Origin of the sequence: Stenotrophomonas sp. ATs4, from assembly GCF_051861585.1 — a bacterium.
Taxonomy (GTDB): Bacteria; Pseudomonadota; Gammaproteobacteria; order Xanthomonadales; family Xanthomonadaceae; genus Stenotrophomonas; species Stenotrophomonas maltophilia_AS.
Map to the genome: position 1 here is coordinate 43266 of NZ_JBLYPK010000006.1, position 21863 is coordinate 65128.

The following is a 21863-nucleotide window of genomic DNA, read 5'->3' on the forward strand; positions in this document are numbered from 1 at the left end:
CACCACACTACAGCTCCACCGTCTCCCACCAGCGCGTACCCGCCTCTGGCGCCTGCATGTCCAGCGCCTCACCCATCATCGGCGTAGCCACCGGAACATTCTCCGCGGCAGCCAATGCGGTGATGCGCTCGAACGGTTGCTGCCAATCATGCATGGCCAGGTCGAAGGTGCCGTTGTGGATCGGCAACAGCCACTTGCCGCGCACGTCCAGGTGCGCCTGCAGCGTCTGTTCCGGCTGCATGTGCACGAACGCCCAGCGCGGATCGTAAGCACCGGTCTCGATCATGGTCAGGTCAAACGGGCCGTATTTCTCGCCGATGGCCTTGAAACCATCGAAGTAGCCAGTGTCGCCGCTGAAGAAGATGCGGAAGTCGCCGTCCTGGATCACCCACGAGGCCCACAAGCTGCGATCACTGTCGCCCAGGCCACGGCCGGAAAAATGCTGGCCCGGGGTGGCGGTCAGGCGCAGGCCATTGGCCTCGGTGGATTGCCACCAGTCCAGTTGTTCAACCTTGCTGGCGTCCACGCCCCATGCAATCAGCTGGTCGCCCACGCCGAGCGGGGCGATGAAGCGTGCGGTCTTGCCGGCCAGCTGCATCACCGCGGCATGGTCCAGGTGATCGTAGTGGTTGTGCGAGAGGATCACGCCGGCGATCGGCGGCAGCTCGTCGATGCTGATCGGCGGTGCATGGAAGCGTGCCGGGCCCATCCACTGCACCGGCGAGGCGCGCTCGGAGAACACCGGATCGGTGAGCCAGTACTGGCCGCGCAGCTTCAGCAGGATGGTGGAGTGACCGATCCGGAACAGGCTGCGGTCCGGCGCGGCGTCCAGCGTGGCACGGTCCAGCGGCTGCACCGGGATTGGGTGCGCGGGGACGGTGCCCTTAGGCTTGTTGAACAGGAACGCCCACCAGATCTCCAGGCCGTCACGCACGCCCATCGCCGGCTTCGGCAGGACGTTGCGGAACCTGCCGTCGCGGTACTGCGGCGAATCGGGGAAGTCGGGGAGGGACCAGGACTTGCAGAAGGTGTAGGCGGTCACGGCGAGGATTCCAAGCAGGAGGACAAGGAGCAGGCGCTTCATGGGTGACGTCCGCTGAGTACACTGCACAGTATAGTTTCGCGTTTTTCAAAAGTACACTGCCGGGTGTAAAATAGGGGGGTCCGTTCAGCTATCCGGTTTTCGCCATGTCCCGTGCCCCGCAACGCCTGACCGACCGTAAACGCGAAGCCATCGTGCGCGCGGCGGTGGAGGAGTTCCGTGCGTCGGGCTACGAGGCGACCAGCATGGACCGCATCGCCGAGGCGGCCGGGGTCTCCAAGCGCACGGTCTACAACCACTTCCCGAGCAAGGAAGCGTTGTTTTCGATGATCCTGGAGGAGCTGTGGGAGCGCAGCGTGGCCAGCGACGCCTTGCCTTACCGCGCCGACCAGACGCTGCAGGCGCAACTGCTGCAGCTGGTAGGCCAGAAGCTGGAACTGCTCAGCGACGCCAACTTCATCGACCTGGCGCGTGTGGCGATGGCCGAGATCATCCATTCGCCGGAGCGGGCGCAGGCCATCGTCTGCCGCATGGGCGAGAAGGAAAGTGGCGAGAGTGCGTGGATCCGCGCGGCGATCGCCGATGGCCGGCTGCGCGAGGTCGATCCGGAGTTCGCCGGCCACCAGCTGCATGGGCTGGTGAAGAGCTTTGCATTCTGGCCGCAGGTGACGATGGGGCAGGCACCGTTGAACGAACAGGAGCGCGCTCGCGTGGCCGACTCGGCGGTGGCGATGTTCCTGGGCTACTACGCGCTCTGACGCCTGCGGCGCTGGCCCGGTGTTGTGGCCGACGCGCCCAGGTGCTGCAGGTAGGCGCAGAACATGTCGGCGACCGCCTCGGCATAGGTGTGGATTTCGCCTGCGCTGCGCGGCGTACTGGAGAACTCGCGACCGGTAGCGCCGAGCGTGGTGTCGATCAGGCTGATGGCCATCGCGCGCGTGCTGTGCGGAGCGTGTGGCAGTGCTTCAACCATGAAGGCCTCCATCGCCGCATCCGCATCGCCTCGCGCCTGCTGCGCTTCCGGGGCGTCGCGATACAGCGGTGCGGCGTCGCTCAGTGCACCGCGTGTCTGTGCCTCTTCGCATTCGGACAGGATGAAGGCATGCACCAGCCGGCGTAGCCGCTGCAGTGGCGGGGTGGCGCTGTCCTGCAGGATGCCGCGCATCATGCCGGCGGTCTGCTGCCACTCTTCCTGCTGCAACCGGAACAGGATTGCCGCCTTGTTGGGAAAGTACTGGTACAGCGAGCCGACACTGACGCCGGCCCGCTCGGCGACCCGCGCGGTGGTGAAGCGGGGGGCGCCTTCCTGCTTCAAAACCTGAGCAGCGGCTTCGAGGATGGCCGCGACCAGATCATTGGAGCGGGCCTGCCGAGGCTGTTTTCTCGAGGAAATCTGCGGTGGTCGACGTTCGGTCATGGGGCCGCTCCAATGCGAATAGGCAGCGACGGGGCGAGCCCGTACGCTTGATTGCGACGAATCATTCGCATTCTAGGTGCCGCCGGGCCACCCCTCAAGCGCGCCTGCGTGGGGCGGATGACGCGTCGCCTTCCCTGACGACTCCCATGGAATCCGCGCATGAACACCCTGATCTCCACCCCGGTGGCGCCGCTGCTGCAGCGCCTGTTTGAAGAAGCCGGTACCGCGTGCAGCCCGGCGCTGACCGCCGTCTCCGCCGAAGAGCGGCAGCGCCTGTTGGCCAGCCGAAGCGACTACACCCGCCTGTATGGCGAACTGCTGAAAGACCTGTGGCTTCCCGTGTCGGCAGCGACCGGCCGCCTGCTGTACCTGTTGGCGCGCAGCAGCGGGGCGCGCAGCATCGTGGAATTCGGCACCTCCTTCGGCATCTCCAGCATCTACCTGGCTGCCGCATTGCGTGACAACGGCGGCGGGCGCCTGATCACCACCGAGTTCGAGCCGGAAAAGGCGCGTCGTGCGGCCGGGCATCTGCGCGAGGCCGGGCTTGCCGATCTGGTCGAGCTGCGGGTGGGCGATGCACTGCAGAGCCTGGCGGCGGACCTGCCGGAGTCGATCGATCTGGTCCTGCTCGACGGCGCCAAAGTGCTGTATCCGGAGGTGCTGGACCTGCTGCAGGCGCGGCTTCGTCCGGGGGCGCTGGTGCTGGCCGACAATGCGGACGACAGCCCTGCGTACCTGCAACGCATGCATGCCGATGGCAGCGGCTACCTGTCGCTGCCCTTTGCCGACGACGTCGAGTTGTCCATGCGCCTGGATTGAATCAGCGACCGGCGAACCGGCGGAACTCATCCGCCGGCAGCGCCGCCGAGTACAGATAGCCCTGGCCGACATCCACGCCCAATGCACGCAGTTTCTGTTCCTGCGCCAGGGTTTCGGTACCCTCGGCCACCACGATGGCGCCACAGCGATGTGCGACTTCGACGATGAAGCGCACGATCGACTGCGATTTGGCGTCGGACAGCGTTGCGATCAACGCCTGCTCGATCTTGACCTCGGCGATGGCCAGCTGCGAGAGCAGGATCAGGGTCGAGTAGCCGGCACCGAAATCGTCCAGTGACAGTGTCACCTCGGCAGCCAGCAGCTGCGCGATGTTGGCATCGACCACATCGCGCTCGACGATCTCGGTCCATTCGACGATTTCCAGCCGCAGCATCGCTCCAGGCACATCGTGCAGTGCCAACAGCTCCTGCAGGCGCAGGCCGAAGTCGGGCTGGCGCAGGGACTCGGCCGAGACGTTGACGGCGATGGTCAGCTCGCTGCCGTCCTGATGGCAGCGCTGCAGGAAATGGATGGCTGACTGCAGCGTGGCCCATTCCAGTTCAGCCAGCCGGCCGTGCCGGCGCAGCAACGAGATCACCCGCATCGGTGCGATCAGCCTGTCCTCGCCGTCACGCATGCGCAGCAGCGCTTCGGCGCCGACCAGCTGCCGGTCCTGCAGGCGATGCTTGGGTTGGTAGCACAGCGGCGCGTCGCCGTGCTGCAGCCAGTGCTCGAGTGCCCGCTCGATCAACGCATCGATCTCGCTGTCGCGCTGCACCGGGTCGTCGAAGAACACCACGCCCGACTCGATCGCGCTCAGTGCCACGGTGATCGCGCGGAACGGGAGAGGGCCATCGTCAGCAACGGTCGGTGGCTTCAGCTCCACTACGGCGCAGCGGAACAAGGGGCGGAAGCCTGGCCAATCGCGGCCGACCAGATCCGCCAGGTTGCGTGCCAGATCGGTGACCTGTGACTGCGTGCGCAGCTCGGGCAGCGAGGTGTCACGCACCAGGATCGCCAGCGCAGCATCGCCGAACTGGTAGATTTCCAGTTGGTCCACCGGTAACGAGGGCAGCAGCCGATGCACTTCGTCGGTGCTGTCGTGCCGCCACAGACCGTTGTCCTGCAACGGCCCATAGCGCAGGCGAAGGTCGCGCAGGTTGCCCATCTCGGCCACCACCAGGCAGGCTTTTCCGGCGCCGTCGTTGTCGCGCCAGTAGTGCTTCAACCGCTCGCCGAGCGCGCGCATGTTGGGCAGGCCACTGATCGGATCGATGCGCAGCCAGGCCTGTTCGCGCTGGCGCTGCGCATCGATCTGCGCATCGTTGTAGACCAGGGCGAACACCGCGCCGAGCACCAGCAGCGACACCGGCAATGCTAGCAGGCGCTGTATCGTCAGCTCCGCCACCGGCAGGTGCTCGGCACCGATGATTGCCACGCCCAGTGCCAGGCCGAGCGCAGTCACGGCGATGCGTACGGCCCAGGTCTGCAGGATCATCCGCGGTGACAGCTCTCCCAGCATGCGCGGGTGCAGGCGACTGCGCAGCCAGACGCCCGCCATCGTCTGCAGCGTGGCCTCGAGGCCGGCCGGCAGGAAGTACTGGGTACCTGCGAACTGGTAGCGGGCCAGCAGGCTGGCGCCCAGGCAGGCCAGGCCGCCGCGCCAGCCGCCGAGCAGGCCACTGATCAGCAGGATGTCGAAGCCGAGGTTGAGCTTGACCACGCCCTGGGTATAACCGGCGACGAACCAGGCGTTGAACAGGTAGATCAGGCCCAGCGCCACCCCCACGTACAGGCGGCGGCCTTCAATGGCGTGGCCTGCGCGGCGGGTGGCGATCAGCAGCACGCCGATCATGCCGATCACCGCCGTGGCCTGCAGCAGGTACAGCGGCAGGCTGGGCAGGGCACTGTCCAGGACCTGGGCCGAGACCCGTGAAAGCGCATCCATAGCAGGTTCCCGCCTGTGACCGACGGCCAGTGACCCGCAGCGTAGTCGCAGCAGGGCGCAGGTTCAATTACACCGGCCGCCTTCGGGCAGGAGGTGTTCGGCCATGAAATCGACAAACGCGCGCACACGCGGCTGCTGATGGCGATGGCTTGGCCAGAGTGCCCAGAAGGTGCTTTGTTCGGTGTTCCATTTATCCAGAACGCTGACGAGCTCACCGCGGTCGAGCGCATCGCGGGTGGCGAAGTCGGGCAGGCATGCGATGCCATGGCCGTCAACGGCCATGTGCAGGATCGTCTCGAGATGATTGGCGGTCATTGCAGCGGTCAGCCGCGTCTCAAGGCTTCCCTCATGTGGGTGCAGCGGCCAACGTTCGATCAGGCCGGTGCCGGGAAAACGATGGAGAAGGCATGCGTGACCGCTCAGCTCGTCCGGGTGCTGTGGCCTGCCGCGTCTGGCGAAGTAGGCCGGTGCCCCGACGCACAGCAGCCGGGTACTGCCGAGGTTGCGGCCGTGCAGCCTGGAGTCGGCAGGGCTGCCTGTGCGGACGACGGCGTCGAAGCCTTCCTCGATGACATCGACAAGACGGTCGCTGAAGTGCAGGTCGAGTTCGATGGCGGGGAAGCGGTGCGCAAACGCCGAAAGCACCGGCAGCATCAGCCCGCTGGCGAGTGGAAGACTGACCTTCAGGCGACCGCTGGGCGCGGCTTGGGCGTCGGTCAGTTCGCGCTCTGCCGCGGCGACCTCGATCATGATGCGACGGCAGCGTTCAAGGAACTGCTCGCCTTCGGCCGTGAGGCTGACACTGCGGGTATTACGGTTCAGGAGCCGCGCGCCCAGGCGCTCCTCCAGCCGGGCGATGGTCTTGCTTGCCGCCGAAGGGGTGATGCCACGCTGTCGCGCTGCGGCGGCGAAGCTGCGTGACTCGGACACCAGAACGAAGAGGCTGAGACCGGCAAAGCTGTCCATGACGTGGCCATTGATGACGTTTATGTCATTAAAGCATGGACCTACCGGTGGATTCTTCCGCAATAGCGTCGTCGATAGCATCAATGCGGTGGCGCTTGGCCACGCTGGAGCTTCCTCGACATGTCTGTTGCCTCTGCTGAGACGGCCGGTTCATCACGCCTTGGGCTGGTGTTCGCGGGCTGCCTGACGGCGCTCACCATTCCCCTGAGCATTGCCAGCCCCGCGGTGGGTATTCCTGCCATCCGCGCCGCGCTGGGTGGCTCGCCCGCAGAGTTGTCCTGGATCATCAACGCCTACCTGTTGACCTACGGCTGCACCACGCTGGTGGCCGGCGGACTGGCCGATCTGCATGGCCGACGCCGGATCTGGATTCTGGGAGGCGTGTTGTTTGCGATCGTCACCGGTCTGATTCCCTTGATGCCCGATGTGGCATGGATCAATGTACTGAGACTGCTGCAGGGGATGGCGGCGTCGGCAGCATTTGCCGGTGCGATGGCGTCGTTGGCGCAGGAGTTCGACGGTCCGGCGCGGGCCAGGGTGTTCAGCCTGATCGGGACCACCTTTGGCGCAGGAGCCGCAGGCGGTCCTCTGCTGGCAGGCGGGCTGATCGATGCGCTGGGCTGGGAATGGGTGTTTTTCGTGCCTGCGTTGCTGGCCGCCCTGACGGTGCCCTTGGTTGCCGTGTCGTCCGTCGAATCGAGAAACGCCGGTTCGCCGCGACTGGATTGGCTGGGGGCCGCCACCTTCATGCTGGCGCTGGGTTCACTCACCTACGCCATGATCCTGCTTCCGGAACGCGGTCCCTTGCACCCGCAGACGCTTGCACTGCTGCTGCTCTCGGTGGTGTTGCTGGCCGTGTTCGTTGCCGTGGAGCGTTCCCATCGAACGCCCTTGCTGGACCTCGGGCTGTTCCGCAACCGGCGCTTTGTCGGCGTGCAGATTCTCGCCGCGGCCCCCGCGTTCTCCTACGTCGTCCTTCTGGTCGTACTACCGGCCGGCTTCATCGGTGTCGAAGGTCTGCGGCCAACCGACGCCGGACTGGCAATGGCAGCACTGTCCGGTCCATTGCTGGTTGTTCCCCTGATAGCAGGCTACCTGCTGCGCTGGATTCCGGCGCGGGCACTGTGCTGCGCGGGCCTGCTGATTGGAGCGCTTGGACTGGCATGGCTGGCGCAGGTGTTCCAACTTCCGTCGGTGCGCTGGATGCCGATGCTGGTTATCGGGATCGGCATCGGCCTTCCCTGGGGGATCATGGATGGCCTGGCGGTCAGCGTGGTCGGCAAAGAGCAGGCGGGCATGGCTGCTGGCATCTTCAATGCGATGCGATTGGCCGGCGATGCGATCGCCCTGGCGCTTGTCGGCATCATGCTCTCGGCGCGGATCGGCGGAAGCATGGCGCTGGAGGCCGGCGTCGTGGCCCGTGCCGCTGTGCACAGGCTGTCCATGGGCGACCTGGCGGGAACGGCGGAGGCATTGCCTGGCGTTTCCAGAACAGTGCTGGCCCAGGCCTACATGGAGGCCGTCCGTGGCCAGCTGTTTGTCCTGGCGATGGCGACCGTGCTGACCGCCATCGTGCTTTGGTACCTGTTGCGCGAAGAGGTTGAGCCCGGCCTGCGCAGGGGTGGTCAGTAGCGCGGGTCGGCGATGGCTGGCAGCACCAGTTCGCGCACGAAGCCGGACGGAGACAGCTGCAGCAACGCGCGCACCATCGCCACAACGTCATGCACCGGCACCAGTGCGCCGTCACCGCGCGCTGCGGCCTCTGCAACCGGCACCGACAGTGCATCGTCGGTGTTGAGGTAGCCCAGCTGCAGGCTGGTCACCGCCAGGCGGCGATCGCGGAAGCCCTCGCGCAGTGCATCGGCGATGCCGTTGAGCGCGAACCTGGATGCGCCGAACGCCACTTCCGGGCGGCCGCTGCGTGGCAGTGCCGAGGTCGAGCCGGTCAGCACCAGCTGCGGGCGTGGCGCGCCGAGCACTCGCGGCAGCAGGCGCTGCAGCAGCACCAGGGTCGCGGTGATGTTGACGTCGACCAGTTGGGTGAGCGCGGCATCGCTCTCGTCGAGGAAGGCGTACTCGTCGCTGAAGGCGGTCTCTTCCCAGATGCCCAGGTTGTGGATCAGCACATCCAGATCGGCCGGTGCCTGCGCTGCGATGTGATTGGCAGCCAGGGTGGGCTGGGACAGATCGGCTTCGATCCACTGCAGAGTGACACCCTCGGGGCATTCAAGATCGCGTGGACGGTTGCGCGAAACGCCGATGACGGTGTCGCCCGCACTGCACAGGCCTTCCACGAACGCGCGACCGAGGCCCCTGCTGGCGCCGATGACCATCAATTTCATGTTGCTTCCTTGTTGTACTACGGCGGCCTCAGTCGGCCGCCAGAACGGTGTCCCAATCGGCGAACGCACGCAGGCCGCTGCGCTCGGCGGTAATGATCGAGGCGGTGTTGTCGAGCTGGCAGCGGTATTGAGGCTGCAGCCCGGCCGCCTGCGCGGACACGGCCATGGCGTGTACCAGCTGGCGCGCGTGCCCGCGACCGCGGGCGTCGGGCAGGGTCAGCACGCCCATGTCGGCCAGGGCCGAATCCAGGCTCCACGGGTACATGCTTCCCGCGGCAAGCAGCCGCTCGCCATCGAAGGCGCCGAACACCTGCCAGTGGTCCAGTTCGACCCACGCGGCATCCAGATCCTCCGCGCTCGCGCTGGCCTGGAACACGTCGAACGCGGCTGCGTCGGCCGGGTCGAGGCGGCGGACATGTGGCGGTGCAGAGCGCTCGGCCAGGGCTGCAAGTTCTGCGGCAGGGAAGTAGAAGACACGATCCGCACCATGGGTGCGCTGGCCGAGCTGCTGCAGGCGCTGCTGCAGCTGCGCCAGTGTCCAGTGCGGCTGCGCGTGCAATTGCAGGCGAGCGGCCAGGGCAGGGCGCAGCAGTGCGCGCGCGGGGCCCGCGACTGGCTGCAGCAGCATGCCGTCCTCGCCCTCATCGAAATCATCGCTGCACGCCAGCTGCAGCTGTGGATCGTCCTGCAGCGTGCGCTGGCCGCAGAACACGCCGTGCCAGGTCGCATCGATCAACGGGGCAAACACATCATCCATGACCGGTGTCTCGCTCAGTGCCGGGGCAGGTCTACCTGCAGGCCGGCGGCCTTCCATTCCGGGTAACCGGCAGCGAGCCGCTGCGCGGTCAGTCCGGCCTCGCGCAGCATCGCCACCGCATCGTTGGACAGCACGCAGTAGGGACCGCGGCAGTACGCGACAATGTGGATGGCACGCGGCAGTTCGTCCATCCGTGCACGCAGTTCCGTAACGGGAATGTTCAGCGCGCCGGGCAGGTGGCCCAGATCGAATTCCTCGCGCGGCCGCACATCCAGCAGCACCACGCTGCTGCGCTGCTCGAGCAGCTGTTCCACGGTGAGGCCTTCCAACGCATCGCGACGTTGCAGGCTGTCGTGGATCACGCCCTGCATCTCGCTGCGCTGGTGGTCGGCATAGTCGCGCAGCGCGGCCAGCAGATTGCCCAGAGGGCCGTCGCCACTGCGGTAGAGGATGCGCTTTCCATCGCGGCGGGTCTGCACCAGGCCGGCACGACGCAGCTGCTGCAGGTGCTGGGAGGTATTGGCCACCGACAGCCCGGTCAGTTCGGCCAGGCGCTCCACCGCGCGCTCGCCCTGGGCGATGTGCTCCAGCAGGGCCAAGCGATGCGGGTGGCCAAGGGTACGGGCGATCTCGGCCAAGGCCTCCAGTGGCGAGGGGGGTGGCTCGGTTGCAGCGTTCATGCAGGTCACGCTAGCATCGCTCTATCATTCAAGCAAATAATTGAAGGTTGACGAGATGGGCGGACTGGCGACATTCGTGATGGATTCGGTGGTGATCGGCGTGGTGGCGACTGCGGTACTGGATCTGTGGGCGCTGCTGCAGCGGCGGATGTTCGGCATTCCCTCATTGGACTTCGCGATGGTCGGGCGTTGGCTGGGGCACTTGCCGCGCGGGCGGTTCCGTCACGAGGGAATCGGCCGCTCGGCAGCGGTCAATGGCGAACGTGCGCTGGGCTGGACCGCGCACTACGTGATCGGAGTGGTCTTTGCCGCCATGTTGCTGGCAGCAGTGGGTAAGGAGTGGGTGCATGCGCCGAGCCTGTGGCCGGCGTTGGCCTTCGGCATCCTCAGCGTGGTCGCGCCGTTCTTCATCCTGCAGCCCGGCATGGGCGCCGGCATTGCCGCTTCGAAGACACCGGCACCGGGCAAAGCGCGGCTGCGCAGCCTGGTGGCGCACAGCGTGTTCGGCCTGGGCATGTACCTTGCCGCGCTGCTGCTGGCCGCGGTCCACGCAGGATGAGCGAGAATCCGTGGGGTCACCGGCAACAGGAACATCCCAACATGGAAGCACCCAATCCCTTCACTGATGGCATGCCGCTGCCGTGGGCGTGGCGGGAAGCGTTGGCCGATGCGCGCATCGAGCGGCAGTCGATCGGCGTGTCGCGTGCGGATGTTGCACGCGTGCATCGGCCGGGCCTGGCCGATGCCTTCCTGAAATCGGAAGTGATCGACGCCTTCAGTGAGCTGGGTGATGAGATCGCGCGCCTGCGCTGGCTGCAGGCACAGGGACAACCGGCGCCGACGGTGATTGCCACTGCCGAAGAAGCGGGCCGGCGCTGGTTGCTGATGAGTGCGCTGCCCGGCCGCGACCTGGCCTCGTCGCCGGAACTCGCGCCGCAGCAACTGGTTGATCTGTTGGCCGACGCGCTGCGTGGCCTGCATGCGTTGCCGGTGCCAGCCTGTCCGTTCGACCAGCGACTGGCCTCGCGCCTGCAGGCCGCGCAGGCACGGGTAGAGGCGGGGCGGGTGGACGCCGACGACTTCGACGATGAGCGCCTGGGCCAGACGCCGCAGCAGGTCTTTGCCGAACTATGCGCCACCCAGCCCGACCATGAAGACCTGGTGGTCAGCCATGGCGACGCCTGCCTGCCGAACCTGATGGTGGCCGAGGGTCGTTTCAGTGGTTTCATCGACTGTGGGCGACTGGGCGTGGCCGATCGCTACCAGGATCTGGCGCTGGCCGCGCGCAGCCTCGTCCACAACTTCGGTGATACGCGCGGGGTCATGCCGCTTTTCCGGCGCTATGGCGCGGTGGCTGACGAGCGCCGGTTGGCGTTCTATCGGCTGCTCGACGAGTTCTTCTGAGTCCGCGCACGGCTGGCGATGGCCGCGCAGATCAGACCACCGACCACGCTCAGGTGCTCCAGTGCGAAGAACATCGCCAGCTGTTGTTCTGCGCCGTGCTTGGTCCAGAAGGTATGCACGATGGCGATGGTCAGCAGCATGAACACCGCCAGTGCGCCGCTGCCCAGCCAGAGCAGGCGATCAAGCAGCAGGCACAGTGATCCACCCAGCAGCACCACAGCACTGGCGATGTTGAAGAGCGCAGGCGGTTGCAGCGCGGCCGCCTGCATTTCTGCCACGCTGTTGTCCCACGCCAGCAGCTTGGCCAGGCCCGAGGACAGGAACACCACGGCCAGCAGCAGTCGGGCGAGGAACCACAGCACGCGGCTGTCGAGCAGGGTGGTGATCATCCGTGGCATGCAGGAACTCCGGGTTGGCATGGGCAGGCCGCGCAGCATCGGGCCTCAACCGCAGTTGAGGTCAAGGCTGGCTGAACCAAGCCCGGCAGTGGCGTGGTTGCCATCTTCTAAATGGACGAACGTTCGTTCATTATTTGCGTCATGAACCGAACCGACCGCAACGAGCAACGCATCGCGCAGATCCTGCAGGCCGCCCTGCAGTGTTTCCTCGTGAAGGGCTTCCACCAGACCAGCATGCGTGACATCGCGCAGGCGGCCGGTGTCAGCCTGGGCAATCTCTACAACCACTTCCCGGGCAAGGAAGCGATCATCCTTGCGGTGGCGGTGGCCGAGAGCGAAGAACTGGCTCCGCTGATGCAGCAGTTGGCGTCAGCCGACGGCGATCGCGCACAGGTGCTGGTCTTCCTGCGGGATTTCCACGCGCTGTGCCGGCAGCCGGAATGGGCGATGCTCGCTGTCGAGGTGCTGGCCGAGAGCGCACGCAATCCTGCCGTGGCCGAGGCGTTTGCGGAAAACCGCAGGCGGCTGCAGCAGGCCCTGGCTGACGCGCTGCAACGGGTGGCGCAGCGCGAACGGCGACGCCCCGTGCTGGCGCCGGCAATGCAGGCGCAGGTGCTTCTGGACGCCATCGAGAGCGATGCGCTGCGGCGTGGGCTCGGCGAAGCCGAGGGTGCCGATGATGCATCGCTGGATCTTGGCCTGCTGGCGCTGCTGCTCGGGGCACGCGCATGAGCGCTGCCGACCGGCGATTGCATGGGCTGGATCTGGCACGCTACCTGGCGCTGGCCGGCATGGTGCTGGTCAACTTCCGGTTGGCGATGGCGGTTCCCGCAGAGGGCGGAGGTTGGCTGGCCGGCTTCTTCCATCTGCTGGAAGGCAAGGCCTCGGCGACCTTTGTCACCCTGGCCGGTCTTGGCCTGGTGCTGGCCACGCAGCGGCAGGAATGGGGGGCAGCCAGCGTGCAGACCTGGCGGCGTGCCGCGTTCCTGCTGGTACTCGGTCTGCTCAACCTGACCCTGTTCCCGGCCGACATCCTGCATTACTACGCGGTGTATTTCGCGCTGGCGGTGGTATGGCTGCGCGCGTCGCCGCGGGTACTGCTGGCCAGCATCATCGCTCTGGCGGCCGGTTCGTTCTGGGCGCTGCTGCACTGGGACTACAACCAGGGATGGAACTGGCAGACGCTGGAATACGCCGGTCTGTGGCAATGGCCGGGCGGGGCGCGCAATCTCTTGTTCAATGGGTTCCATCCGTTGCTGCCGTGGTTGTGCTTCTTCCTGCTGGGCATGTTGCTGGCACGTTTGCCGTTGGCGCAGCCGCGGGTGCAGCGTGGGCTGCTGGTGCTGGGCCTGCTGCTGATCGGCGCCGGCCACGGTGTGCAGCACCTCGCGCAGGGAACGCCCTGGCAGGCGTGGCTGGGAACGCAGCCGATGCCGCCGGGTCCTGCCTACGTGCTCACTGGAGCGGGTGCCGCCTGCAGCGTGATTGCCGCCTGCCTCTGGCTCACGCGTGTGCATCCGGGTGATTGGCTTGAACCGTTCACCGCGGCCGGGCGCATGACCCTGACTCTGTACGTGGGCCATATCCTGGTGGGCATGGGCACACTGGAAAGCCTGGGCCTGCTCGATGGCAGCGCATCGCTCGCCTCGGTGCTGCTGTGGGCACTGTTGTTCCTGATGGTGGCGACGGGGGCGGCATGGCTGTGGTCGTGGCAGTTCGCCCGCGGGCCGCTGGAGGCGGTGATGCGCCGTATCGCCGGCTAGTACTTTGGTCGCGTCGCACGATCTTGTGACGGACATGTCTGTGTCGCGGCGAACGCATCTGCGATAGTGGCGGCAGGTAATACTTTCCGCTTGCATCCATGTCATTCGCTTCGGCGCAGCATCTCGGCGAAGTCCTTCAACAATCCTATGGGATCACGGCCACCGCCGTGGTGCCGCGTCCGGTGGGCGCCGACGCCAATGCCAGTGTGTATCGCATCGATGCACGGCACGGGCAGTGGTGGTTGAAGTGCCGCACCTACCAGGTGGATCCGGCGGTCTGGGACAGCCTGCATTGGCTGCGTGGCACGCTGGGCATCGATGAAATCGTCGCGCCGTGGCCGGCGCTGACCGGTGGCGCGTCGGTACAGCGTTGGGGCCTGCAGTTCACCCTGTTCCCCTACATTGAAGGGCAGTCCGGATTCGAGGCGGCATTGAGCCGCGTGCAGTGGCAGCGGCTCGGCGAAGTGCTGCGGCGCCTGCACCAAGCGCAACTGCCGGCGGAACTGCAGCAGGCGCTGCCGAGCCTGCGCTTGGAGACCGCGGCTCTGGAGACGGTCGGGCAATGGTTGGCCGGCGAGGGCCTGGCGGCCGCAAAGGATGGTCTGGGCCGTGCATTCGTTTCCGTATGGGACCGGCAGCACGCGCGCATCACGGCGTTGCATGCGCAGGCACTGCAACTGCACGCAGCATTGCAGGGGGTTCCGGTGGATCTGCACCTATGCCATACCGACCTGCATGCCGGCAATCTGCTGATGGGCAACGACGGCGGCCTGCACGTGATTGATTGGGATGGCCTGTCGCTGGCGCCACGCGAGCGCGACCTGATGTTCATCGGCGCGGCTGTTGGTGGGCGCTGGGGACGCGAGCATCCGCAGGGATTTGTAGAGAGCTACGGCAACGATCTTGGCGATCCGCGCTGGATCGCGTGGTATCGGCACTGGCGCATCCTGCAGGACCTGATCGAGTTCCAGCAGGTGCTGCTGGGCAGCGACGGAGAGGAGCGTTCGCCGCAGCTGCGCCGGCAGTCGCTGCACTATCTGGGCGAGCAGTTCGCGCCCGGCAATGTGTTTGACGCGGCGGAGCGGGTGTATCGCGCGCTGTAGATCCACGCCATGCGTGGATGGAATTTTCTACGATGAACTCTCGCGCTGCGCGATGAGTCGAGCATGGCTGCTCTTCGCGCCGCCATCGTTGATCAGGTGCGCAGGCAGCATCCACGCATGGCGTGGATCTACTCGGCGGGCTTGGCCGCAGAAGATGCTGCCGCGCTTGCGGCGCGCCGCGACAACACGGCTTCGCGATGCGCGATATAGGCATTGGCGGCGAGGATGATGCCGGCACCGATGATCGTCCAGCGATCCACCGTTTCGTTGAACAGCAGCCAGCCGCACAGTGTCACCAGTGGCAGCTGCAGGAAGCTGATCGGGGTCAGTGCCGAGACTTCGCCCAGGCGCAGCGCACGCGTCCACAGCAACTGGCCGATGGTGCCCAGTACGCCGGTGGCCAGCAGCCACAGCCAGGCCAGGCCGGTCGGCCAGACCCAGACGAACACCGCCGGGATCAACGAAAGCGGAACCCAGAACACGTAGGTGTAGAGCACCACGGTGTCTGCGCTGTCGATGCGGGTCAGCTGCTTGATCTGGATGGCCACCAGTGAGCTGAGCACGGCTGCGCTCACCGCCACCAGGCTGCCGGCGGTGAAGCCTGCGGTACCGGGGCGGACGATCACCAGCACGCCGATGAAGCCGACCACCACGGCGGCCCAGCGGCGCACGCGCACGATCTCGCCCAGCCACAGCACGGCGGCGATGGTGACGAACAGCGGCGTGGAGTACGACAGCGAGACCGCCTGCGCCAGCGGCAGATGGCCCAGCGCCCAGAACGCGCAAAGCATCGAACCCAGCCCGATCGCACTGCGCACGAAGTAGCGTGGCAGCTGCTGGGTCTTCAAGGGGGCGTGGCCGGGACGCAGCAGCATCGGCAGCAACGCGAGCAGGCCAAAGGCATTGCGGAAGAACGCCACTTCCTGGGTAGGCACGTAGCGCGTGGCGTAGCGGATCGCCACCGCCATCAGGCCGAACGCCAGGGTGCTGCCGAGCATCAACAGCGCCGCCCGCATCGGGGTGGCGCTGGGGGAGAGGGCGGGGCTGTTCACCACTGTGCGCCGAGCAGGCGGGGCTCCGGTTCGATCGGCACGCCGAACTTTTCCAGCACGGAGGCCGAGATGCGACGTGCCAGCGCCAGCAGTTCAGCGCCGGTGGCATTGCCGTGGTTGACCAGTACCAGTGCGTGGCTTGGCGCCACGCCGGCATCGCCTTCGCGGAAGCCCTTCCAGCCACAGGACTCGATCATCCACGCCGCCGAGACCTTGCGCTTGCCGTCCTGGTCGGACGGGAACACCGGCAGTTCGGGGAAGTGCTGCAACAACACGTCGACCTGTTCCAGTGGCAGCACCGGATTCTTGAAGAAGCTGCCGGCGTTGCCGAGCACGTCCGGGTCGGGCAGCTTGCGGCGGCGGATCGCGATCACCGCGTTGGCCACGTCCACCGCGCTCGGCAGCTCCACGCCCTGTGCCTGCAGTTCCTCGCGGATGCCGGCGTAGTCCATGCGCAGGTCGTGCAGCAGCGGCAGCCTGAGCTCGATGGCGGTGATCAGGTAGCGATCCGGCTGCTGCTTGAACACGCTGTCGCGGTAGGCGAAGCCACACTGTTCGTTGTCCAGCCGCACCCACGCCTGTTCCTGGCAGTCCCAGGCTTCCACGGCCTGGATGAACTCACCGACCTGCGCGCCGTAGGCACCGATGTTCTGGATCGGCGCGGCACCGGCGGTGCCGGGAATCAACGCCAGGTTTTCCAGCCCGGACAGGCCTTCCTGCAGCGACCACATCACCAGACCATGCCAGGGCACGCCGGCGCCGGCGCGGATCACCGCATGGTCGGCGCGGTGCTCCAGGAAGCTGATGTCACGGTTGCCGAACACCAGCACGGTGCCGGGCAGGTCCTCGGCAATCAGCACGTTGCTGCCGCTGCCCAGTACCAGCAGCGGGCCGCTGGCTACGTCGGGCAGCGCGAGTACTTCCGGCAGCAGCGCGGCATCGTGCAGTTCCAGCAGCTGCGCGGCGTTGGCCTGTACATGGAAGGTGTTCAGCGCCTGCAGCGGCGCATTGCGGGTGAGCGTCCAGCGCAGCGGGGCGTTGCCGTCGACGGTATCCATGGGCGCGCTCACAGTGGGGCCACCGCGCCGCGGCTCGGCGCTTCGCGGCGGCGACGGATTGCCTCCACGCATTCGGACACCAGTGCCGGGCCACGGAAGATCAGGCCGCTGTAGCACTGCACCAGCGCCGCGCCGGCGGCCATCTTGGCCACCGCGTCGGCACCGGACAGGATGCCGCCGACACCGACCAGCGGTACCGATTCGGGCAGGCGCGCGCGCAGGCGGCGCAGCACCAGCGTGGACTGCTCCAGCACCGGCGCACCGGACAGGCCGCCGGCCTCGTTGGCCAGCGGGTCGCCGGCCACCTTGCTGTGGTCGACGGTGGTGTTGGTGGCGATCACGCCGTCCACCTGCAGCTCGCCCAGCACGCGCGCGGCGGCATCGATGTCGCGTTCGTTGAGGTCCGGTGCCACCTTCACCAGCATCGGCACGCGGCGGCCGTGCCGGGCAGCCAGACTTTCCTGGCGCTCGCGCAGCTGGCTGACCAGCTGGCGCAGCGCGGTTTCTTCCTGCAGCTCACGAAGGCCGGCAGTGTTGGGCGAGGAAATATTGACCGTGATGTAGTCGGCCAGCGGGTACACCTTGTCCAGGCAGGCGATGTAATCATCGGCGGCCTGTTCGTTGGGGGTGTCCTTGTTCTTGCCGATGTTGATGCCGAGCAGGCCGCGACGGTTGCGTGCGCGTTCGACATTGCGTACCAGCACATCCACGCCGGCATTGTTGAAGCCCATGCGATTGATGATTGCGTTGTGCGCCGGCAGCCGGAACAGGCGCGGCTTCGGATTGCCGGCCTGCGGGCGCGGAGTGATGGTGCCGATTTCGACGAAGCCGAAGCCCAGCGCGAACAGCGCATCGATGTGCTCGCCATTCTTGTCCAGGCCGGCGGCCAGGCCGACCGGATTGGGGAAGGTCAGCCCGAACACCGTGCTGGGCATCGGCGCGATGCGTGCGGCCAGCAGCGGCGTGGTGCCGGTGCGATAGGCCAGGTCCAGGGCGGACAGGCCAAGGCCGTGGGCGCGTTCGGCGTCGAGCGAGAACAGGAAGGGGCGGGCAAGCGAATACATGCGTAGGTTTCAGTCCAGCGTGCCGAGGAAGGCTCGGGTTCGATATTCAAAAGCGACCTGACCGTCAACCGCGTGGGCAGCGAACAGGTCCTGCAGCGCAGCCAGCATCGGCGCATGACGCGGATGGCCTGGCTGTGGCGCGTAGGAAGAAGACAGCAGGCGCCCGCGCAGGGCGTCGGCGTCCAGATGCTGTACGTTCGGCAGCTCTACCATGCCGCGCAGGCCGGGGCCGAACCAGGCCTGCATGGTGGCGTCGTCCTGGTAGCGCTCGGCCACGGCGGTGTAGTCGGTGCCGTACTCCAGCAGAAGCTGCTCGTAGCCGATCAGGAACGGGCTGGCATCGAGCAGGCGCGAATTCCAGTAGATCAGGGCCTGGCCGCCGGGACGCAGGATGCGCAGCCACTCGGCGCGCACCGCCACCGTGTCGAACCAGTGGAAGGCCTGCGCGACGCTGACCAGATCGATGCTGGCGTCTGCCAGGCCGGTGGCCTCGGCGCGGCCGTCGACGGCGCGGAATTGCGGGTACTGTGGCGCCAGCCATTCCTCGGCCGCACCACGCATTGCAGCGTTCGGTTCGACTGCCACCAGCGGATGGCCGCTGGCCAGAAACTGACGGCTGGAGATGCCGGTTCCTGCGCCGATGTCGGCCACCAGAGCCTCGTGGCTGACGCCCATCGGACCGTGCAGCCAGTCCAGCAGGGCAGGCGGATAATCGGGCCGGTAGCGGACGTAGTCGGCGACGCGGCTGCTGAAGCGTTCAGTGCTGTCGGAGGCGGTCATGGCGTCAGTTCGACACCGCCGCCAGCCACGCCAGGCCACCGAAGAACAGGATGAAGACCAGGATGGCGGCAAGTACGGCGCCGACCATGACCCAGCCCAGCACCAGGCCGGTGACGGCCAGGCCATCGCCTTCCAGTTCATGCGGGCGGCGGCGGATCTCGGCGCGGGCCATGTGGCCGGTAATGATGGCCACGATGCTGGCCACGAAGGGCAGGACGGTCCAGCTGGCGATGCCCATGACCAGGCTGACCACGGCCAGGGCGCTTGTCTGTCGGGGTGCCACGCTCATCGGGGTCCTCCTTGGCAGTGTGCACATGATAGTGCGTCTGCCCGGGCAATCCCATGCCCGGCGGATACGATGGCAGGCGTCGACCTTGGTCGACGAACGGGATTTCAGCCATGGTAGGCGTCGACCTTGGTCGACGAACGAGGTGCCAGCCCTGGTAGGCGTCGACCTTGGTCGACGAAAGGCATGCCAACCAAGGTTGGCAGCTACCGTGGGCGGTGTCAGCCCATCAACACCTGGCCGCCATCCACGTTGAGCACGCTGCCGGTGACCCAGCGCGCCAGTGGCGAACACAGGAACAGGGCGGCGTCGGCGATCTCGCGGGGGTGGCCGAAGCGACCGAACGGGATCTTCGCCAGGGTGCCGTGGTACAGGGCGGGGTCTTCGGTACGGCGGCGGTCCCACAGGCCGTCGTCGAACGCGATCGAGCCTGGTGCGATCGCATTGACCCGGATCCGGTCCTTGGCCAGCGCGAGCGCCTGCGAGGTCGTGTAGTGCGACAGCGCGGCCTTGGCGGCGGCGTAGGGCGCACCACCGGGGCGCGGCTGCTGTGCGGCAATCGAAGAGAGATTGAGGATGCAGGCATCGCTGGACGCGCGCAGCCAGGGCAGGGCCAGGCGAGAGGCCCGAACGGCTGCCATCAGGTCGATCTGCAGGCTGGCGGCCCAACCATCTTCGTCGTCGGCCATGCCGTAGCCGGTGGCATTGTTGACCAGCACGTCGATGCCGCCGAGTGCATCGGTGGACGCCTGCAGCCAGGCCTGGATCTGGCCGGGATCGGCCAGATCGGCGGAAAACGTGTTCAGTTGGAAGCCCTGCGCCAGTGCATCGGCACGCAGGGCATCCAGGCCGGCCTGGCCGCGGGCGCAGACCGAGACCTGCGCACCGGCACCGGCAAACGCCAGCGCCATTTCACGACCAATGCCCTTGCTGCCGCCGGCGATGAGCACGCGGCGGCCGGTGAAATCGAGGGTCGGAGCCCCTGTGGGGATCCGGCCCTCCGCTGGGGTCAGATCCCCGGAGGGGCTCTGACCCGCAGACGTGTCCGCATCGTTTGCCATCACAGATCGAACTTGATGCCCTGGGCCAGCGGCAGCGAATCCGAATAGTTGATGGTGTTGGTCTGGCGGCGCATGTAGACCTTCCACGCATCCGAACCGGACTCGCGGCCACCGCCGGTGTCCTTTTCGCCACCGAAGGCGCCGCCGATCTCCGCACCGGACGTGCCGATGTTGATGTTGGCGATGCCGCAGTCGCTGCCGGCCGCCGACAGGAACTTCTCGGCAGTCTTCAGGTTGGCGGTGAAGATGGACGACGACAGGCCCTGCGGCACGCCGTTCTGCATGTCGATGGCTTCATCGATGTTGTCATACGGCATCACGTACAGAATCGGCGCGAAGGTCTCGTGCTGGACCACCGCGTCGCTGTTCTTCAGACCGGAGACAATGGCCGGCAGCACGAAGTTGCCTGCACGGTCGATGCGGGTGCCGCCGGTTTCGATGGTGCCGCCGGCCGCCTTGGCCTGGGCGATGGCATCGAGGAACTGCTGCACGGCGCCGTCGCTGTTCAGCGGGCCCATCAGGTTGGCGGCATCGGTCGGATCGCCGATCTTGCCTTCCACCTGCTTGTAGGCCTTGACCAGGGTGGCCAGCACGTCGGCGTAGATCGAGCGGTGCACGATCAGGCGGCGGGTGGTGGTGCAGCGCTGGCCGGCGGTGCCGACGGCGCCGAACACGATACCCGGCACGGCCAGCTTCAGGTCGGCGGTTTCGTCCAGGATGATGGCGTTGTTGCCGCCCAGCTCCAGCAGGCAGCGGCCAAGACGGCGCGCTACCTTCTCATTCACGGTGCGGCCAACCTGGGTCGAGCCGGTGAAGCTGATCAGCGGCACGCGGCGGTCATCCACCATCTTTTCCGACAGCGCGGTGCCAGCATCGTTGATCAGGAAGAAGATGTCCGGGAAACCGGCTTCGCGCAGGGCGTCGTTGCAGATCTTCATCGAGGCGATGGCGGTCAGCGGCGTCTTGTTGGACGGCTTCCAGATGCACACGTCGCCGCAGATGGCGGCCAGGAACGAATTCCAGCTCCACACCGCGACCGGGAAGTTGAACGCCGAGATGATGCCGACCAGGCCCAGCGGGTGGTACTGCTCGTACATGCGGTGGCCGGGGCGCTCGGAATGCATGGTGTAGCCGTACAGCATGCGGCTCTGGCCCACGGCGAAATCGGCGATGTCGATCATCTCCTGCACTTCGCCGTCGCCTTCCGGCTTGCTCTTGCCCATTTCCAGGGCAACCAGCGAACCCAGGGCGTCCTTGTGCTTGCGCAGTGCCTCGCCGCACAGGCGCACGGCTTCACCGCGGCGCGGGGCCGGCGTGGTGCGCCAGACCTTGAAAGCTTCCTGGGCGCGGGCGACGACGGTCTCGTACTCGGCCTCGGTGGTCGCGCGGACCTGCGCGATCGGCTCGCCGGTGGTCGGGTTGACCGGGGTGATCAGCTCACCGCTGGTCGTGCTCGACCACTCCCCGTTGCCCAGGTACGTGCCAGCGTTGATCGCGTCCAGGCCAAGGGACTTGAGCAGCTCGGAAGACATGCAGACTCCTGTGTTTCGTTACGTTGTTTGGCGCCATCGCGGGCAGGTGGGGGACGCGATGAACAGAACCGCCGATGGTAGCAGAGGGAGGTGGTGGGGCTTTGGTGCGGTGCGGGGTGGGGCTCGTGGTATGAGCCCGTCAACATGCTGACGCTGTTGCGGTAGCGGATGGCTCAATTGGACGCATATCGACGTATATTGATGCATTGCGAAATATTCAAAATTCGTAATAGTTGCAATGACTTAGGCTGTCATACGGCATTACGTTGAGCACGTCGCCTACTTGTAATTCCTATCTTTTGCTCCGAACTTCGTTCACAATTCCTCCACAATTAATTGACGAGATCTCGACATTTCCGTGCAGGCTGGGGAGTCCATGCACGTGACGACG

23 protein-coding genes are annotated in these 21863 nt (G+C 66.5%); 8 read left to right on the forward strand and 15 right to left on the reverse strand.

Annotation, left to right across the window (positions count from 1 at the left end):
• Positions 1-7 precede the first annotated feature (7 nt).
• A complete protein-coding gene (locus tag ABR323_RS11955) occupies positions 8-1084 on the reverse strand; it encodes an MBL fold metallo-hydrolase (protein ID WP_439449467.1) in 1077 nt (358 codons plus the stop codon).
• Positions 1085-1188: 104 nt separating this feature from the next.
• On the opposite strand from ABR323_RS11955, the gene ABR323_RS11960 reads away from it, so the two are divergent.
• Positions 1189-1800, forward strand: a complete 612-nt coding sequence (locus ABR323_RS11960; protein ID WP_439449468.1) for a TetR/AcrR family transcriptional regulator — start codon at positions 1189-1191, stop codon at positions 1798-1800.
• On the opposite strand, the gene ABR323_RS11965 is transcribed toward ABR323_RS11960, so the two are convergent.
• Positions 1788-2459, reverse strand: a complete 672-nt coding sequence (locus tag ABR323_RS11965) for a TetR family transcriptional regulator (protein ID WP_439449469.1) — start codon at positions 2457-2459, stop codon at positions 1788-1790. The genes ABR323_RS11960 and ABR323_RS11965 overlap by 13 nt on opposite strands.
• A 159-nt stretch (positions 2460-2618) precedes the next feature.
• Between ABR323_RS11965 and ABR323_RS11970 the strand changes: the two genes are divergently transcribed.
• A complete protein-coding gene (locus ABR323_RS11970) occupies positions 2619-3278 on the forward strand; it encodes an O-methyltransferase (RefSeq protein WP_439449470.1) in 660 nt (219 codons plus the stop codon).
• A gap of 1 nt (position 3279) precedes the next feature.
• Here ABR323_RS11970 and ABR323_RS11975 read toward each other — a convergent pair whose 3' ends face one another.
• Both ABR323_RS11975 and ABR323_RS11980 read right to left on the reverse strand, forming a co-directional pair.
• Entirely contained in the window at positions 3280-5226 is a 1947-nt protein-coding gene (locus tag ABR323_RS11975) for an EAL domain-containing protein (RefSeq protein WP_439449471.1), read from the reverse strand.
• Between the two features lie 63 nt (positions 5227-5289).
• Entirely contained in the window at positions 5290-6192 is a 903-nt protein-coding gene (locus ABR323_RS11980) for a LysR family transcriptional regulator (protein ID WP_439449472.1), read from the reverse strand.
• Between the two features lie 120 nt (positions 6193-6312).
• On the opposite strand from ABR323_RS11980, the gene ABR323_RS11985 reads away from it, so the two are divergent.
• Positions 6313-7824, forward strand: a complete 1512-nt coding sequence (locus ABR323_RS11985) for an MFS transporter (protein WP_439449473.1) — start codon at positions 6313-6315, stop codon at positions 7822-7824.
• Here ABR323_RS11985 and ABR323_RS11990 read toward each other — a convergent pair.
• Genes ABR323_RS11990 through ABR323_RS12000 form a run of 3 tightly spaced genes read right to left on the reverse strand, consistent with a single transcriptional unit; the run spans position 7818 to position 9971 of the window.
• On the reverse strand, positions 7818-8534 hold the full coding sequence (locus ABR323_RS11990; protein WP_439449474.1) for an SDR family NAD(P)-dependent oxidoreductase: 717 nt from the start codon (positions 8532-8534) through the stop codon (positions 7818-7820). The two genes, ABR323_RS11985 and ABR323_RS11990, sit on opposite strands and share 7 nt — an antisense overlap.
• A 28-nt stretch (positions 8535-8562) precedes the next feature.
• The gene (locus tag ABR323_RS11995; protein WP_439449475.1) at positions 8563-9291 is read right to left on the reverse strand and encodes a GNAT family N-acetyltransferase; all 729 of its coding nucleotides are present in this window, start codon (positions 9289-9291) and stop codon (positions 8563-8565) included.
• Positions 9292-9305: 14 nt separating this feature from the next.
• Positions 9306-9971 carry an ArsR/SmtB family transcription factor gene (locus ABR323_RS12000; protein ID WP_439449476.1) on the reverse strand — a complete coding sequence of 222 codons (666 nt, stop codon included), beginning with the start codon at positions 9969-9971 and terminating at the stop codon, positions 9306-9308.
• 55 nt (positions 9972-10026) lie between these two features.
• Here ABR323_RS12000 and ABR323_RS12005 point away from each other — a divergent pair, with 55 nt between their 5' ends.
• Both ABR323_RS12005 and ABR323_RS12010 read left to right on the forward strand, forming a co-directional pair.
• Positions 10027-10530: a DUF2938 domain-containing protein gene (locus ABR323_RS12005; protein WP_439449662.1), complete on the forward strand. Its 504-nt coding sequence runs from the start codon at positions 10027-10029 to the stop codon at positions 10528-10530.
• Positions 10531-10571: 41 nt separating this feature from the next.
• On the forward strand, positions 10572-11375 hold the full coding sequence (locus ABR323_RS12010; protein WP_439449477.1) for an APH(3')-II family aminoglycoside O-phosphotransferase: 804 nt from the start codon (positions 10572-10574) through the stop codon (positions 11373-11375).
• On the opposite strand, the gene ABR323_RS12015 is transcribed toward ABR323_RS12010, so the two are convergent.
• Positions 11348-11773 (reverse strand): DoxX family protein, encoded by a 426-nt coding sequence (locus ABR323_RS12015; RefSeq protein ID WP_439449478.1) that lies wholly within the window; start codon positions 11771-11773, stop codon positions 11348-11350. The genes ABR323_RS12010 and ABR323_RS12015 overlap by 28 nt on opposite strands.
• Positions 11774-11914: 141 nt before the next feature.
• Here ABR323_RS12015 and ABR323_RS12020 point away from each other — a divergent pair, with 141 nt between their 5' ends.
• The 3 genes from ABR323_RS12020 to ABR323_RS12030 all read left to right on the forward strand — a co-directional run bounded on the left by ABR323_RS12020 (position 11915) and on the right by ABR323_RS12030 (position 14639).
• Positions 11915-12505, forward strand: a complete 591-nt coding sequence (locus ABR323_RS12020; RefSeq protein WP_439449479.1) for a TetR/AcrR family transcriptional regulator — start codon at positions 11915-11917, stop codon at positions 12503-12505.
• Complete coding sequence (locus tag ABR323_RS12025; protein ID WP_439449480.1) at positions 12502-13536, forward strand: DUF418 domain-containing protein; 1035 nt, start codon at positions 12502-12504, stop codon at positions 13534-13536. The genes ABR323_RS12020 and ABR323_RS12025 overlap by 4 nt, the downstream gene beginning before the upstream one ends.
• A gap of 98 nt (positions 13537-13634) precedes the next feature.
• Positions 13635-14639 carry a phosphotransferase gene (locus ABR323_RS12030; protein WP_439449481.1) on the forward strand — a complete coding sequence of 335 codons (1005 nt, stop codon included), beginning with the start codon at positions 13635-13637 and terminating at the stop codon, positions 14637-14639.
• A gap of 128 nt (positions 14640-14767) precedes the next feature.
• On the opposite strand, the gene ABR323_RS12035 is transcribed toward ABR323_RS12030, so the two are convergent.
• The 7 genes from ABR323_RS12035 to amaB form a co-directional block, all read right to left on the reverse strand.
• On the reverse strand, positions 14768-15655 hold the full coding sequence (locus tag ABR323_RS12035; protein WP_135273431.1) for a DMT family transporter: 888 nt from the start codon (positions 15653-15655) through the stop codon (positions 14768-14770).
• A gap of 32 nt (positions 15656-15687) precedes the next feature.
• A complete protein-coding gene (gene murB / locus ABR323_RS12040) occupies positions 15688-16749 on the reverse strand; it encodes a UDP-N-acetylmuramate dehydrogenase (RefSeq protein WP_439449482.1) in 1062 nt (353 codons plus the stop codon).
• 8 nt (positions 16750-16757) lie between these two features.
• Entirely contained in the window at positions 16758-17813 is a 1056-nt protein-coding gene (locus ABR323_RS12045; RefSeq protein WP_439449483.1) for a quinone-dependent dihydroorotate dehydrogenase, read from the reverse strand.
• 9 nt (positions 17814-17822) lie between these two features.
• Positions 17823-18593, reverse strand: a complete 771-nt coding sequence (locus ABR323_RS12050; RefSeq protein ID WP_439449484.1) for a class I SAM-dependent methyltransferase — start codon at positions 18591-18593, stop codon at positions 17823-17825.
• A 4-nt stretch (positions 18594-18597) separates the two neighbouring features.
• The gene (locus ABR323_RS12055) at positions 18598-18882 is read right to left on the reverse strand and encodes a DUF4190 domain-containing protein (RefSeq protein ID WP_005413144.1); all 285 of its coding nucleotides are present in this window, start codon (positions 18880-18882) and stop codon (positions 18598-18600) included.
• Between the two features lie 218 nt (positions 18883-19100).
• Positions 19101-19940 (reverse strand): SDR family NAD(P)-dependent oxidoreductase, encoded by an 840-nt coding sequence (locus tag ABR323_RS12060; protein WP_439449485.1) that lies wholly within the window; start codon positions 19938-19940, stop codon positions 19101-19103.
• A complete protein-coding gene (amaB, locus tag ABR323_RS12065; protein WP_439449486.1) occupies positions 19940-21472 on the reverse strand; it encodes an L-piperidine-6-carboxylate dehydrogenase in 1533 nt (510 codons plus the stop codon). The genes ABR323_RS12060 and amaB overlap by 1 nt, the downstream gene beginning before the upstream one ends.
• Positions 21473-21863 lie beyond the last annotated feature (391 nt).